The sequence below is a fragment of the Brevibacillus reuszeri genome, from assembly GCF_002897295.1.
Lineage (GTDB): Bacteria > Bacillota > Bacilli > Brevibacillales > Brevibacillaceae > Brevibacillus > Brevibacillus reuszeri_A.
Map to the genome: position 1 here is coordinate 120,709 of NZ_BEXF01000002.1, position 13,470 is coordinate 134,178.

Here is a 13,470-nt window from a genome sequence, read left to right on the forward strand (position 1 = left end):
ACAGACTAGCCATGGCGGATAGAGGTTTATTGATTAACAATTTCTTGTAAATAGGCACGTAATTCCGGTACCCCTTCACTCGTGTAAGAGGAAGTCCGAAAAATGTTCCCGTCGCCAAGCGATTGGCGCAAAAATCCTTCTGCCCGCTCTACATTGGCATCGGGATGATCCATCTTGGTAATCACCCCTACACATGGTTGGGGAAATCCTTGCGAAAACCCTGGGGGAAAATAGTTGCGCTCGCGTGTGGCATCCTGCACCATCACAATAAGCTCCGCCTCCAGAGAAGTCGCCATGAGCGTACGATAAAACATCGGGTTTTCGCTGTACTCTCCTGGAGTATCAATGACCCAATCCCGATATTCCAAAGCCTGTGTCTTTCTGGCCGGCTGTTCGTCATTGAACAGTGCCTTGACCAGAGAAGACTTGCCTGCTTCGATGGCTCCGATAATCATTACACGCCCGGTCATGATTTCGTCACCAAAGCCGGAGTAAAGCGTAGTTTTTCACTCAAGACCGTGTTGACTGCCTCTACAGCCATCTCCACCGCGGACACATCGCCCACGACGATCAGCGATCCTGTAAACCGGTCAAGAAAGCCGAGCTCGACACCTGCTGCCTTCGTCGCGATATCAGCTGCGATAATGGCGGTCTCTGTTGGGGTCAGGGTTAAAATTCCGATTGCCCCTGCTTCCTTGATTCCGAGCTTGGTGTAGAGCATCTGGTCAGGGTTGGCAATCACATGAGCCAATGTTACCTGTTTGCCCGGAACAAATTCCTGTATGACTCGTGAGCGTTCCTGTTCCATCTTTATCCCTCTCCTCCTGCAGCTCCCGGCACCTCAAACGAATCCACAATTCCTACGATGATCGCATCAATTGGAACGCTATTTCCGGTGAAAAGGATACGGGCAGGTGTTCCTCGGGAGACAATAACCTGCTCGCCAATTCCTGCCCCAATCCGGTCTGCTGCGATAACAGTTTGTCCGCCTTCCTCACCACGCCAGTCAATCGGCTGGACAACCATCAATTTCAGATTTTCCATACCTGTTTCCTTTTGTGTAGCCCACACGCTGCCGATCACTTTTCCCAAAAACATGCGATCACCCTTTTCCCAAATAGCTGACGGTAATGCCGCGTTCTCTCATGCTGTCAAAAGCCAGCGGAGAGACGATCGCTCCTTTTTTCACGTGCAGGATCGTATCTTTAAGCTCTGGCTGCGATTTAATCCAGTCTGCAGTCAACAGCTTCCCGGAAAAGACCGCTTCCGCCTCATCGAGAGCGGTCAGAGCTGGCTGCTCTGGCTTGGTCTCATCCTTTTGCAGCTGTGCTTTCAGCTTGGAAACAACGCGATCTGCCAGACGTCTTTGTTCTGCGAACTCTACGCCCAGCTCTTTCATCGCTTCGACATGACGTTGGAACAGCTTTTCGTAAGCTGGTGGCAGCGTCAATGTTTGCAGCGTGCGACGGTCTGCGCGCTTGATGCCCGGAACATCGGAGCCTGCGATGACGAATTTGCCTGTCACCAGTGCAGCAAAAACGATCTCCGCTTTGATTGTTCCCTTTAGCCCAGCAGCGATACGCCCTGCATTGTCCAGATCAATCTCTGGAATGACGATACCGGCATAATCTTTCGGCACTTCGAGTGGAGCAGGAGCGTATTCATCAGCAGTAATGATCTTGCCTGCTCCGCCACATTCGATTTTGTGCATCCCCAGCCAGGAGGAGGTTTCCCCGTCCAAGAAGAGGATGTCGTGGCAGATGCCGTGATTTTTCAGCTGGATGAAATGATCGGTATACGCCTCATGAGCCTGGCTGTCACAAAAGACATACAGGACACGAGGCGCTTCTTTTTTCTTTTCTGTATTCATCGATAGCAGAATCTCTTTTGTAATAGATGCCACCATTTCTCTGATGTCCATCAAGCTCTACCTCCGTTAGCCGGAGTAAAACTGGCCGTTTTTGCCGATCACTTTTACCCGGTCGCCCGTTTTCAAATTAGCGGCATTCCCTTCATCCAAATCCACATGGAAATCGAGCGCAAATCGCGGATGAACGCGAACGACTACATCCGGATAGATAATAGGGCGGTCGCTCTGTGTCGCGAGGATCAGCGTATCGCCATCATTTACTTGAAAGCTCTGTGCTTCCTCTGGCGACATATGAACGTGCCGCTTGGCTACAATGACGCCTTTGTCCAGCATGACTGTGCCTTTTGCCGTGACGAGTACCAGACCCGGTGTACCTTCGATATCTCCAGACATCCGTACAGGTGCATGAACACCCAGTGCAAAGCCGTCTGTACGGGAGATTTCCACTTGTGTCGCTCCACGCGCCGGACCGAGGATACGAACCCCGTGGATGCTGCCTTTTGGCCCTACGATTGTAACGGTCTCCTGGCAAGCAAACTGACCTGGCTGGGACAGATCGCGCATAGGCGTCAGCTCATGTCCTGCTCCAAACAGTTTTTCCACATCTTCCGGTGACAAATGGACGTGACGATTGGATACGCCCAGGGGAATTTCACGTACTGCCTCGGCAGCTTGATTGGTGGAAGGCTGCTGATGTTCTTCAAACGATTTCACTTCAATCCCTCTTCCTTTCAAGAAATCTGCCGCTGCGGGTGTTATTTTATCCCCTTTCTCTAGGAGAAAGGGGTTTGGTATGCCTGTTTTGTGCATCGCTCTAAGGGATGCTTCTGTAATGACTGCCATCGGGGATTACCCTTCGAGCTTAGGCAGGATCAGTTCAATGTCGCCATGAGGGCGTGGGATGACGTGTACAGATACGAGTTCGCCTACTTTTTCGGCAGCAGCGGCACCTGCGTCCGTGGAAGCTTTTACTGCACCTACATCACCGCGTACCATTACTGTGACGAGACCGCCACCTACGTGTACTTTACCAATCAGTTTTACGTTTGCTGCTTTTACCATTGCGTCAGCAGCTTCTACTGCTCCTACCAAACCTTTTGTTTCTACCATTCCCAATGCGGACATTTCTCCAGCCATGATTCATTTCCTCCTTAAATGTATGGACATTTTTTTAGTAGTTAATGCTGTTATGCAAAAGTCCGCCATATTTCGCGGTCTTTTTAAACTGTTTTTTAAGACGTCATTTCAGTCAAAACCGATTTGATAATATTTTTGATCTCATCACGGCTCAGACCGACATTCATCGAAGAGACAGCTTGCAGAACCGCTTCTTCCGCTGGGGAAGTTGCTTGTGTCTGTGCTGGCTTGGACTCCGGCATCTCTCTTACGCCAAACGCAATGCGCTTGATGTTGAACAGATGCTTAGGTCCGATGTTGTCCGAAGTTATGTTGCCGCCAAACGAACCGCAACCAAGTGTAAAGGATGGCTGAATGCCAGTAGTGGCGCCAATTCCTCCGAAGGTCGTACCGGTGTTGACCGGAACCCGGGATGCTGGCATCGCTTGGCCATAGGACGCAATTACGTTTTCGTCTGTAGCGTGGATACCTGCTGTATGTCCCAGACCACCATGCTCCAATAGCTCGCGGCAACGTGCAAATGCTTCTGTCGCATCCTGAACAGTATACAGGGCAAGGATCGGAGCCAGCTTTTCGACGGACAGCGGATACGCCTTTCCGACACAGCTTTCCTCAGCGATCAGTACACGTGTATCAGCCGGGATGGAAATGCCAGCCATCTGCGCTATCACATGCGGGGAGCGACCTACAATCTTGGCATTGAGCGAACCGTTGACCATGATAATAGCGGCTACGCGCTCTTTTTCATGCTCATCGAGGAAGTAGGCTCCTTCTCGCTTCAGTGCTGCGATCATTTGGTGCTTGATGGTTTCTTCAATCACCAGCGCCTGCTCGGAAGCGCAAATCGTACCGTAGTCAAACGTTTTGCTCTGTACGATCCGTTTAGCAGCTGCTGCCAGATCTGCACTGTGGTGAATGTATACCGGTACGTTGCCCGGTCCCACGCCATATGCTGGTTTACCAGAGCTATAGGCAGCGCGTACCATTGCCGATCCACCTGTAGCCAGGATGACGTTGGTCAGCTTGTGCTTGATCAGCTCGTTGGTAGCTGGGAGCGTTGGTTTGCTGACACAATGGATCAAGCCTTCTGGTGCCCCAGCCTGCACAGCGGCCTTCGCCATCAGCTGCGCTGCTTCCAGCGTACATTTGGCTGCGGACGGGTGAGGACTGAAAACGATCGCATTTCGTGCCTTGAGGGCAATCATCGATTTGAAAATAACGGTGGACGTAGGGTTGGTGGAAGGTACGATACCAGCGACAACACCGAACGGCTGTGCCACTTCCCATACTTTGTTTTCCTCGTCCTTACCTATGATGCCGACCGTCTTTTGGTCTTTGATCCACGCGTAAACATCCTGAGAAGCAAACAGATTTTTCATTCGTTTATCAGGGATGTTACCGAAGCCTGTCTCTTCCACTGCCATTGCGGCCAGTCGTTCTGCTGCCTCGACGCCCGCTTTGGACATCGCTGCAATGATCGCATCGATTTGTTCCTGCGTGTAGGAAGCGAGCTTTGCTTGTGCCTCCTTGGCCTGAGCCAGATAGGTGCGCACTTCCTGAATGGAATATAAATCAGCATCGAGTGTCATTAGGCTTGTTCACCTCCGCCTTGTTGCTTTTCCTCTAGCAGGCGAATGAGATCTTCTTTTTTCGCTGTATTGATTTCATTTGTGGAAAGAGGGAAATCAGCGTACGAACGCGCCAGCTTGCGCAGATCGTTGATCGATTGTTCAGCAAGAGCGGATGCAGGTTGTGCCTGTGCCGGCTCCGGCTTTACCTCTTCCTGTACGGGTGGTTTCAACAGGTTCTTAATCATTTTCGGTACACTTTCATCCGGGCGCGGGATGACGTGAGAGTGGAGCAATCGTCCAACACGTCTCGCTGCGTCAGCTCCAGCATCGACAGCCGCTTGTACCGAGGATACATCACCGATCACATACACGGTGACGATTCCGCCATCCGCTCCTTCATAAGTCGCTACCTTGACATCTGCGGCTTTGGCAGCAGCATCTGCGGCAGCGATAAGAGCAGGCAAGCCCAATGTTTCAATCATGCCAAGTGAGTATGCATGAGCGCGCATTTACACGTCCTCCCCTTATAGAGGGAAATTCCCTTTTATCGTTTTACAGGTTGTTGGGCGACACTTCTAACTGCAGTGGCAAATGCATCTGCCGCTGCTGTGCAAGCAGACTGGCTACCCGTTAAAAGCGCTCCCCCGAAGTTGGTTTCTGTAGGCGGTCCAAAAAACTGCATCATTTGTACGTCTGCTGCCTTGAGAGCTGCATCGATTCCGTACATGGCTTCCAATGGTGGAGCGATCAAATAAGCGAGCGGCTCCCCTTCTGGAATTCCCGCCAGCTGGGACAAATAGCTTCCAGTCCGCGACACGACATGGGCGTAATACGCATGCGTTCCCTCTTCATTTAGAGAGTAAAAGCATGCTCCGCTTTCCATGAATGCAACGGCTGCATCCAGACCGCTCTGTACCTCCGATGGCGTCGCTCCTCCAATCATCCCGATGAACTCGCCGGATAACGGACCAGAAGCGTGGCCGGAGCCCGCATAAAACGACTTGGCATAAACAACTTCTACTGCTGCCTTTTTCGTCGCCTCATCGATCGCCGTGTATCCCACATCATCAATCGTGGAAGTCAAAAGACCCAGACTTCGAATATTCGAAGGCAGGTTCAGCTTCTCCGCGAATTGAGGATCGACATTGGGAATCAGCCGGATCGCAAGCGGCGTCGCTCGAATTGGTTTTTCCATGCGTGTCACTCCTTTCAAACAACTACTACCCTTTTCAAAACGCAAAAAAAGGTGTCCAGAACACAGGAAACAATCCTCATGTTCATGGCACCTTTGCCTTTTGTTTGTTCACTTGTTGAATAAGAAACAAAACAAAATTTTGTATTCTTATCCGTGTCTCTAATGTAAGACAATGGCGGGAAAATTGCAAGCGTTTTCGCTTACCTGTCACTTTCCAAATTCCTGCATGTTTTGATTTTACCGAACTGATCGACAACGATAAAATGGACTAATCTCACGAAAAATAAATGGAGGGATGTTCAAGGTGGATCATTGGATGATGCTTGTGTCGATCGTCCTAAAAGGATCAGCCAGAGTGTATTCCAAATCCTCACCTACGTCATCCTGCTGTTTACAGGCTTGTATTTATTGACTACAAGTCTGTTTACGGAATTCAATCCCGTTCCATCACTTTTTCTAAATTCAGCCATTTAACGGACACACGCGCGGATTATCTTTGTTGTGTAGCCGGGACGGGCAAGCCCGAAAGCTGGCTTAACACACTAAAAGATGAATCCCGAGGAGGAATTTCACATGAAAAAGAAAATCGTAATGTCTGTAATGGCTCTCGCCGTATCCGCAATGGCAGGTTCTGCATTCGCAGCTGAAAAAGCACCTGCTGCCAAAATCGAAGGCGCTACCCAAATGAAGATGGTAAACCTTACAACAGCGGCACCTGCCATCAGCTTGGAGCAAATGGCAAAGGAAAAAGGCATTACTGTAGAAGAGCTGATTGCTCAGCTTGAAAAAGAAGGAAAAATCGTTAAAAGATTAACTCTGGTTGACGGCAAAACCGATCCAGCTGATGGTGACAGTAGCGTACCTATGACGGCAATCTTCCATTTAAACGATGATGAGCAAGGAAATGCGACCATCTCCCTCACAAAAGTGATTAGTTTGGAAGAAATCGCGAAAGAGAAAGGGATCACTGTAGAAGAGCTGATCGCTCAGCTAGAAAAAGAAGGCAAGCTCGCAAAGGCTCTCCCAACAACAGAAGCTGCACAGAATACTGAGGGCGACTCTTCTAAAGCAGTAATGATGAAAAGAATCGAACTGAATGGTGAGGCAGGCGAACTCTCAACCTCCGTACCATTTGCAACAGTTATCGACCTGGAGCAACTCGCCAAAGAAAAAGGAATCACTGTTGAAGAACTGATCGCTCAACTCGAAAAAGAAGGCAAAATCTCCAAAGCCGTACTTACAACTCCTGCAGCAAAGAAATAAGCAACTAGAAAAAAATAACGCATCTTAGGCGATTCGGGCTACGTGTAAATAGCAAAAAGGCCTTTGACGAGAGAACTGAGCTCGTCGAAGGCCTTTTGCTTATTGGTAGTGAGTAGAATTACAAAGTAAGTCCGCCATCAATCGCTACAATCGAACCCGTCATGTAGCTTGACCCACTCGAAGCCAAGAACGCAACCACATTGGCGATTTCATCGGCTTCTGCCATGCGTCCGATGCGCGGGAATTGAATTTCTGGCACGTTTCCGGTTTCTTTGATCGTTTTTTCCAATCCTGCCACCAGGCTTGTTGTTACTCCTCCAGGGCATACCGCATTGATGCGAACACCTGTTTTTGCATATTCCAGTGCTGCCGCTTTAGTAATACCCACTACAGCGTGCTTGCTTGCTGAATATACGGACAAGCTGTGCTCGCTCTTCAGTCCAGCTGTGGATGCGGTGTTAATGATGGAGCCCGAACCTTGTTTCACCATCACCGGAATCACATATTTCAAGCCAAGAAATACACCCTTTAGGTTAACGGCCAAAATACGATCATACTCCGATTCCGGTACCTCAGCCAACAAGGATGGCTTTTGGATAACTCCAGCATTGTTGAAGAAGACGTCGATCTGCCCGAAAGCTTCCATCGCTTTGTTTACATAGTTTTGTACGTCTGCGGATTCTGCTACGTTTGCTTGCACAAAGATACCGGCTCCGCCTTTTTCCTTGATCATACCTAATGTTTCTTCACCTGTTTGCTGATTGAAGTCGACCAGAACTAGCTTCATTCCCATCTCAGACAGCTTCAGGCTTGTAGCACGTCCCATTCCGCTTCCAGCACCTGTTACTACAGCAACTTGTCCTTGTTGATTGGTCATGTCATGTCACTCCTTATGTTTTTGATGTTCTTCGAGGTTCGCTACCATCTTTTTATAAGATTGGAGAAGCTCACTTAGCTCTTCATCGGAAAAATTGGTCCATAGCGCATCTGTCAACGTCGCATAGCGATTGTTAATCATGTCGAGAATTTCTTGGCCTAATGGAGTTATGGCAAGCAGAGTAACACGTCGATCTGTTTCGGGTATTTGTCGTTCAATATATCCTTTTTTCACTAGTTTATTGGCTAGATTCGTGACGGCAGGCAAGCTGATGAACAATCTCTCAGCGAGCTCCGAGCTTTTGACTGCACCATCTTCCGCCAAAATTTCTAGGATGTACACCTGAGAACCCGACATGTCGCTGTCCAGAATCTTTCCATACGAAATGATAAACTTGTGGACCATGCTCGACAGTAATTTGGATAGTTCGTCCCGCTCTCTCATCTTGGCTGGGTCGTCACCTCTTTTTATAAATAAGTTAAAACTACTAATAGTTAAAAGTATTAACTATTAGATAATTACAGTCTACTCGTCCTTCTTACTCTTGTCAACCAGCCACACATCGGACAGCTTCGCCATATTTCAGACACACAGATCACCTACAATAGAACATCCATGTTTAAATGGTGGATAGACGCACTCCTTAACAAATGATGGCAGACCATATACCCCATTGCCTTGCTATGATAAAAGCAATCCAATATGGACCGGTTAGAAAAGAGGTCGTAAACTCGTGAAACGAATTTATATCATTGAAGATGAAATGCCGATTGCTCGTCTGATGCAGGTATATCTGCAGCGAGCCGGCTATGAAGTCAATTGGAATGATGGAAATCTGGACCCTCTCCAAACCTTCCTTTCCTGGAAGCCCGATCTGGTTTTGCTTGATCTCATGCTCCCTGACCACGACGGTCTGGAAATACTGGAGCAAATTCGTCAGTACAACAGCTGCCCCGTGATCATCATAACGGCCCGCGGCACGGTGCCTGACAAGCTTCAGGGCTTGTCCCAAGGTGCGGATGACTACATCGCCAAGCCTTTTGATCCCGAAGAGGTTCTTGCCAGAGTACAAGCTGTACTGCGCCGTTCCTCCTATCTCGCTGAAGCGGACATTGTCAGACTTGGCATGCTGTCGATTGACTTTTCGGCACAAAACGTACTCCTTGGAAAAGAACCTGTTTCGTTGATGCCGCGCGACTGGCAGCTGCTTGCTTTTCTGGCACGTCACCCCAACCAGTGCTTCAGTCGCGATCAGCTTTTGGACCAGGTATGGGGAATGGATTTTGACGGAGGAGATCGCGCTGTGGATACTGCTGTCAAACGCTTGCGCAAGAGCTTGCAGCAGTGGCCAAGTACCGAGGGTGAAATCACTACAATCAGAGGAATGGGGTACAGTCTGCGTGTTTATTAAACGAAGCTCTAAGCCCAAGTCGCCAGTGCCTCTCTTGCGCTACTGGACCTGGCGCTATGCGATGATTTTGTCGATCATGCTGCTTGGGATTGGCTTTTTCGGCATTTACTGGATTAATAAAAATGCCACCGAGCAGCAGTTTGCTGTATTGGAAGCGAGAACGCAGCTGTTGGCTGATTCGTATTCCAAGGTAGCTTTTGCAAGAACTTACACACTTTCTCCAATAGAAACACTGCAACCCTCGATCTCGCTGGTCAAAGCGACTCAAGCGATGCCAACGACAACAGCTGCCCTTGCTGCGAAGGGCATGCCTGATATTCCAATGGATCATGTGGTTCAAATCTCTAATCTGTCAAACATGCAGCTCAAGAACTTGACTGCTGTGACTCCTGCCACAAAGGTTGTGCTGCCAACTCCGATTACACCTGCCAACAAAAAAATGGAAACTCGTGAAGTCATCGCTACAAATGATGCTACCTGGCTGCGTGTAGGTGTACCATACTATCTGCAAAATGAAGTAGCCGGTACGTATTATGTGAGCACTCGGCTTAATAATGATCTCGTCCATACGTATATCACCATCATGGTATCCATCGGGATCATTACCTTGTGTGGCTGGGGTATTGTTTATGTCTTGTCACGCTCACTGACCCAGCCACTTCGACAGCTGGCACTGGCTGCCGAGCAAATTTCTACTGGCAACTATGAACCCGCTTTGCCTGATGCTTCGCGAATCAAGGAGTCCGAAATCAGTCAGTTGATCGTATCCTTTGATGAGATGGCTAATCGCCTGGGTCAGCTGGAACGGATGCGCACGGATATGCTCGCTGGCGTTTCACATGAGCTGCGTACTCCAGTCACTTCAATTCGCGGCATGATACAGGCAGTAAAGGACGGGGTAGTAAGCGGACCTGATGCAGACGAATTCATGCAAATCAGCATGGATGAAGCCAAACGCTTGCAAACGATGGTAAATGACCTGCTTGATTTTTCCTCTATGGAGGCAGGGGCCGTTCACGCGGAAAACAAGGAAATAAACGTATCGGAACTTTTCGATCAATTGATTTCACAGGTGAACACACTGCCCTCCTTTGCAGATGTTGAAGTAAGCGCCTCTCTCCAACCGACCGATCTCATCTGGACAGGAGATGAGTCACATATCAAGCAAATCTTGCTCAATCTGCTTGGAAACAGCGCTGCCGCCAAAGCGACACAAATTCAAATTATTGCGGAAAAACAGGGTGATCCATTCATCATCGACGTTATTGACAATGGCAGGGGCATCCCGGAATCAGAAGCACCGTTCATTTTCGAGCGGTATTATCGCGGGGATAGCAAGCGAAAGAAAAAGCATGGACTCGGTTTGGGACTGACGATTTCTAGGCTGCTTGCCAAAGCTCATCAAGGCAATGTGGAATTAGTCCGAAGCAGTGAGGCAGGTACAGTTTTTCGCCTCACTCTTAAAAACTCACCCACACCTAAAAACTTTTAGGGAAAATCGAACCGCTCGCACAATACAATCGTTTCCTAGAGAAAGAAGTAGAGATCAGGGGGAGAAAGAGGTGTGCCTATCTCATGCAAAACTGGAGTGACGCGGACTTAATGCAACTCGTCATGCAAAAACACCGTCCAGCGCTAGAGGAACTATATGACCGCTACATTAAGCTAGTCTACTCTTTTGCTTTGAAAAGCACACAAGACGAGCAGCATGCCAGAAGCATTGTTCAGGCAGTATTTACTCGTCTGTGGACATCGGAGTCGGGCTACAGCGCTGAAAAGGGGCAGTTTGTAAACTGGCTAATTACGATTACCCGAAACATTACGATTGACCATCTTCGCCGTGAAAAGCGGAATCAGCGTTTCGTTCCCGTCTCCCCCGACAAATGGGAGCATATCCCGGACCATCCGGCCAACAATCCAGCCGACGTCCTCTCCCGCAAGCTGATACGCGAACAGATGGAGCAGGCATACAAATACCTCTCTCAAAGCCAGATTGAATTGATTCAGTCTCTGTATTGGGAGGGCTATTCGCTTAGTGAAATTGCTCAGATGCGGAATGAACCGCTCGGCACTATCAAGAGCCGCCTGCACCAAACGTTGAAAATCTTGCGGCACCACCTGATACCAGAGATGGAGGGGTAAAACGTGGATAACCGTAACCGCTGTTCTTTTTCAGACGATCTGATTTCGTATGCAATTGGGGAATGCACAGATACTCAGAAGCACATCCTTGAGGAGCATATTGCGACTTGTCCGCTTTGCCGACAAGAAGTGATTGAATTGCGGGAGGCATGGGAAATGATACCTTACCAAATACCGTATCAGCCACAAAACGTGGATGTGCCTGCTGATCTGAAGGATCAAGTAATGACTGCGATTTTTGCACCAAATGAAAAGACCCATAAAACCTGGAAGCAACGTGTGGACACCATTACAGCCAAATGGAGACCTGTTTCCCAGCGATTTGTCGTAGTGGGCTTTGCGCTCGCTTTAGTCGGAGTGATCTGGAATAACCTGTCGCTACGTCAACAATTGCTCGCCTCAAGGGAATCCGCACAACCTGCCCAGGTGGTACAGTCGTATTCCCTGCAAGCGACTGTAAACGCCACTGCTTCATCTAAGGGAAATGCCTGGATGTATGACCAGGGCGAGAAAAGAATACTCGTTTTTCATCTCCAGGGGCTTGCTGCCACGAAAGGAACAGAAGCATATCAGGTCTGGTTGATTCGCGATGGCAAAAGGCACAGTGCGGGTGTCTTTCGTGTAGACAGTCAAGGGACGGGCGTACTCGCCTACGAAATGAACGATCCCTCTCTACCGTTTGAAGCAATAGGCATCACACTCGAACCGGATGAAACCGGAAGCCAGCCTCGCGGAAAAAAAGTGTTGGGCACATAGGCAAAGCCGCAAACCGCTCTCCCCTCCTCAGCGTTACCTAAGTCGAAATCATTTAGAAGAGACTTGGAGGGATTTATGATGAAAAAATCGGTCATCCTCTTACTTTCAAGCATACTGCTGACAGGCGCTCTTGGAATTGGCTGGGCAAGCGCGGCTACACTTGTGCCTTATGCTGCGATGACTATCAAGGTAGACGGAAAAGCACTCCTTGGAAACGGAACATTGTTCATATCGAATAGCCATGCGCTGGTTCCAGCAAGCGACATCGCCAAAGCTGTCGGAGCCAGTGCTGCTTATGATCAAGCAGCAAAAACGATCACCATTAAAAAAGATTCGAATACGTATCTTTTTACGGTAAATAGTCAAGCAGTCAAGATCAACGGTGTTTCTATTACAGCAGACACACCCGCTTCGATTATTCATGATGTGCCTTATGTGCCAGTCCGTTTTCTTGCAGATCAGCTCGGGATGGAGGTAGCATTTGACAAAGCCTCCAACTCGATTTCTCTGACTTCTCCTCAAACGCCCTCGTTCCACATTATTTCCCCTGCAAATGGGGACATCTTATACTCCGACCAGGTAAAAGTAGCCGTCACCGCTTTCCACCATCAGCTAGCAGATTTCCGCCAACATGTGCAAACTATGGCGGGACAGGGACACATCCATGTTTGGCTCGATACCGATTCATCAGATCCCAAGCTCGCTTATAAAATGATCAATGGTGAGCCTGCCGTCTTTGATAACGTCCCTCCTGGGTCTCACACATTGACCGTACAGCTGGTTGGCAATGACCACAAGCCTATTTCACCTGAAGTAAAGCAAGTGATCCATTTTAAAACAGCTACAAAATCAGCCCATGAAATGACATCCCACAGTCCGGTAAAGGAAACGGCTACAGCTCCATCACCAGGTGCTACGGCTCCAACGGCTCCTGCATCGATGGCTCCTGCTCCTGCTGCTAAAAGCTATCAGGTAAACATTCAATCATTTTCCTTTTCCCCTGGCTCGATCACTGTAGAAAAAGGGTCAACAGTGACCTTTACCAATCTCGATGATGTAGTCCATACAGTCACTGCGACAGACGGCTCATTTGACAGCGGTCCCATCAAACAAAATGCAACTTACACCATGACCTTTTCTAAATCAGGCGTGTATTCCATCTACTGCAAACCGCATACCTTCATGACAGGAACTATCACTGTGAAATAAGTCTGTTATAAACGTTCAAAAAAGGGGAAGCAACACGTG

At 48.8% G+C, this 13,470-nt stretch carries 17 protein-coding genes; 6 read left to right on the plus strand and 11 right to left on the minus strand.

Translation table 11 applies throughout. The features are described 5' to 3' along the window. Window positions 1–26 precede the first annotated feature (26 nt). From C3B52_RS03700 to eutL, 9 genes are all read right to left on the minus strand, one after another. Window positions 27–470 (minus strand): EutP/PduV family microcompartment system protein, encoded by a 444-nt coding sequence (locus C3B52_RS03700; protein ID WP_103104757.1) that lies wholly within the window; start codon window positions 468–470, stop codon window positions 27–29. Next, on the minus strand, window positions 467–808 hold the full coding sequence (eutS, locus tag C3B52_RS03705; RefSeq protein ID WP_049740732.1) for an ethanolamine utilization microcompartment protein EutS: 342 nt from the start codon (window positions 806–808) through the stop codon (window positions 467–469). Before eutS ends, C3B52_RS03700 begins: the two co-directional genes overlap by 4 nt. Window positions 809–810: 2 nt before the next feature. Further along, entirely contained in the window at window positions 811–1,098 is a 288-nt protein-coding gene (locus C3B52_RS03710; protein WP_049740731.1) for a EutN/CcmL family microcompartment protein, read from the minus strand. A 4-nt stretch (window positions 1,099–1,102) separates the two neighbouring features. Next, window positions 1,103–1,921: a hypothetical protein gene (locus C3B52_RS03715; RefSeq protein WP_103104758.1), complete on the minus strand. Its 819-nt coding sequence runs from the start codon at window positions 1,919–1,921 to the stop codon at window positions 1,103–1,105. A 15-nt stretch (window positions 1,922–1,936) separates the two neighbouring features. Further along, a complete protein-coding gene (pduL, locus tag C3B52_RS03720) occupies window positions 1,937–2,713 on the minus strand; it encodes a phosphate propanoyltransferase (RefSeq protein ID WP_049740729.1) in 777 nt (258 codons plus the stop codon). Between the two features lie 6 nt (window positions 2,714–2,719). Beyond that, entirely contained in the window at window positions 2,720–3,007 is a 288-nt protein-coding gene (gene eutM, locus C3B52_RS03725; protein ID WP_005827515.1) for an ethanolamine utilization microcompartment protein EutM, read from the minus strand. A 95-nt stretch (window positions 3,008–3,102) separates the two neighbouring features. Then, a complete protein-coding gene (locus C3B52_RS03730) occupies window positions 3,103–4,596 on the minus strand; it encodes an acetaldehyde dehydrogenase (acetylating) (protein ID WP_103104759.1) in 1,494 nt (497 codons plus the stop codon). Continuing rightward, window positions 4,596–5,087: a BMC domain-containing protein gene (locus C3B52_RS38015; protein ID WP_103104760.1), complete on the minus strand. Its 492-nt coding sequence runs from the start codon at window positions 5,085–5,087 to the stop codon at window positions 4,596–4,598. Before C3B52_RS38015 ends, C3B52_RS03730 begins: the two co-directional genes overlap by 1 nt. Before the next feature lie 35 nt (window positions 5,088–5,122). Continuing rightward, complete coding sequence (gene eutL, locus C3B52_RS03740; protein WP_103104761.1) at window positions 5,123–5,773, minus strand: ethanolamine utilization microcompartment protein EutL; 651 nt, start codon at window positions 5,771–5,773, stop codon at window positions 5,123–5,125. A 573-nt stretch (window positions 5,774–6,346) separates the two neighbouring features. On the opposite strand from eutL, the gene C3B52_RS03745 reads away from it, so the two are divergent. Further along, a complete protein-coding gene (locus C3B52_RS03745) occupies window positions 6,347–7,036 on the plus strand; it encodes a hypothetical protein (RefSeq protein ID WP_103104762.1) in 690 nt (229 codons plus the stop codon). 118 nt (window positions 7,037–7,154) lie between these two features. Here the strand turns inward: C3B52_RS03745 and C3B52_RS03750 are convergent, their stop codons facing one another. Then, entirely contained in the window at window positions 7,155–7,913 is a 759-nt protein-coding gene (locus C3B52_RS03750) for an SDR family NAD(P)-dependent oxidoreductase (RefSeq protein WP_103104763.1), read from the minus strand. Window positions 7,914–7,919: 6 nt separating this feature from the next. Next, complete coding sequence (locus C3B52_RS03755; RefSeq protein ID WP_103104764.1) at window positions 7,920–8,357, minus strand: MarR family winged helix-turn-helix transcriptional regulator; 438 nt, start codon at window positions 8,355–8,357, stop codon at window positions 7,920–7,922. Window positions 8,358–8,646: 289 nt separating this feature from the next. On the opposite strand from C3B52_RS03755, the gene C3B52_RS03760 reads away from it, so the two are divergent. The 5 genes from C3B52_RS03760 to C3B52_RS03780 all read left to right on the plus strand — a co-directional run bounded on the left by C3B52_RS03760 (window position 8,647) and on the right by C3B52_RS03780 (window position 13,431). Then, entirely contained in the window at window positions 8,647–9,324 is a 678-nt protein-coding gene (locus tag C3B52_RS03760; RefSeq protein WP_103104765.1) for a response regulator transcription factor, read from the plus strand. After that, window positions 9,275–10,816 (plus strand): sensor histidine kinase, encoded by a 1,542-nt coding sequence (locus C3B52_RS03765; protein WP_235615594.1) that lies wholly within the window; start codon window positions 9,275–9,277, stop codon window positions 10,814–10,816. Before C3B52_RS03760 ends, C3B52_RS03765 begins: the two co-directional genes overlap by 50 nt. Window positions 10,817–10,899: 83 nt before the next feature. Then, window positions 10,900–11,466, plus strand: coding sequence for an RNA polymerase sigma factor (locus C3B52_RS03770; protein WP_103104767.1), 567 nt, complete (start codon window positions 10,900–10,902; stop codon window positions 11,464–11,466). Between the two features lie 3 nt (window positions 11,467–11,469). Continuing rightward, entirely contained in the window at window positions 11,470–12,222 is a 753-nt protein-coding gene (locus C3B52_RS03775) for an anti-sigma factor (RefSeq protein ID WP_103104768.1), read from the plus strand. A 78-nt stretch (window positions 12,223–12,300) separates the two neighbouring features. Beyond that, the gene (locus C3B52_RS03780) at window positions 12,301–13,431 is read left to right on the plus strand and encodes a stalk domain-containing protein (protein ID WP_164684690.1); all 1,131 of its coding nucleotides are present in this window, start codon (window positions 12,301–12,303) and stop codon (window positions 13,429–13,431) included. Window positions 13,432–13,470: the final 39 nt, after the last annotated feature.

What these genes read in the sequence shown, in the direction of transcription:
- C3B52_RS03730 (WP_103104759.1), bottom strand. Translation starts at nt 4,596, where the DNA reads ATGACACTCGATGCTGATTTATATTCCATTCAGGAAGTGCGCACCTAT.
- C3B52_RS03755 (WP_103104764.1), bottom strand. Translation starts at nt 8,357, where the DNA reads ATGAGAGAGCGGGACGAACTATCCAAATTACTGTCGAGCATGGTCCAC.
- eutM (WP_005827515.1), bottom strand. Translation starts at nt 3,007, where the DNA reads ATGGCTGGAGAAATGTCCGCATTGGGAATGGTAGAAACAAAAGGTTTG.
- C3B52_RS03770 (WP_103104767.1), top strand. Translation starts at nt 10,900, where the DNA reads ATGCAAAACTGGAGTGACGCGGACTTAATGCAACTCGTCATGCAAAAA.
- C3B52_RS38015 (WP_103104760.1), bottom strand. Translation starts at nt 5,087, where the DNA reads ATGCGCGCTCATGCATACTCACTTGGCATGATTGAAACATTGGGCTTG.
- C3B52_RS03780 (WP_164684690.1), top strand. Translation starts at nt 12,301, where the DNA reads ATGAAAAAATCGGTCATCCTCTTACTTTCAAGCATACTGCTGACAGGC.
- C3B52_RS03700 (WP_103104757.1), bottom strand. Translation starts at nt 470, where the DNA reads ATGACCGGGCGTGTAATGATTATCGGAGCCATCGAAGCAGGCAAGTCT.
- eutS (WP_049740732.1), bottom strand. Translation starts at nt 808, where the DNA reads ATGGAACAGGAACGCTCACGAGTCATACAGGAATTTGTTCCGGGCAAA.
- eutL (WP_103104761.1), bottom strand. Translation starts at nt 5,773, where the DNA reads ATGGAAAAACCAATTCGAGCGACGCCGCTTGCGATCCGGCTGATTCCC.
- C3B52_RS03750 (WP_103104763.1), bottom strand. Translation starts at nt 7,913, where the DNA reads ATGACCAATCAACAAGGACAAGTTGCTGTAGTAACAGGTGCTGGAAGC.
- C3B52_RS03745 (WP_103104762.1), top strand. Translation starts at nt 6,347, where the DNA reads ATGAAAAAGAAAATCGTAATGTCTGTAATGGCTCTCGCCGTATCCGCA.
- C3B52_RS03715 (WP_103104758.1), bottom strand. Translation starts at nt 1,921, where the DNA reads ATGGACATCAGAGAAATGGTGGCATCTATTACAAAAGAGATTCTGCTA.
- pduL (WP_049740729.1), bottom strand. Translation starts at nt 2,713, where the DNA reads ATGGCAGTCATTACAGAAGCATCCCTTAGAGCGATGCACAAAACAGGC.
- C3B52_RS03710 (WP_049740731.1), bottom strand. Translation starts at nt 1,098, where the DNA reads ATGTTTTTGGGAAAAGTGATCGGCAGCGTGTGGGCTACACAAAAGGAA.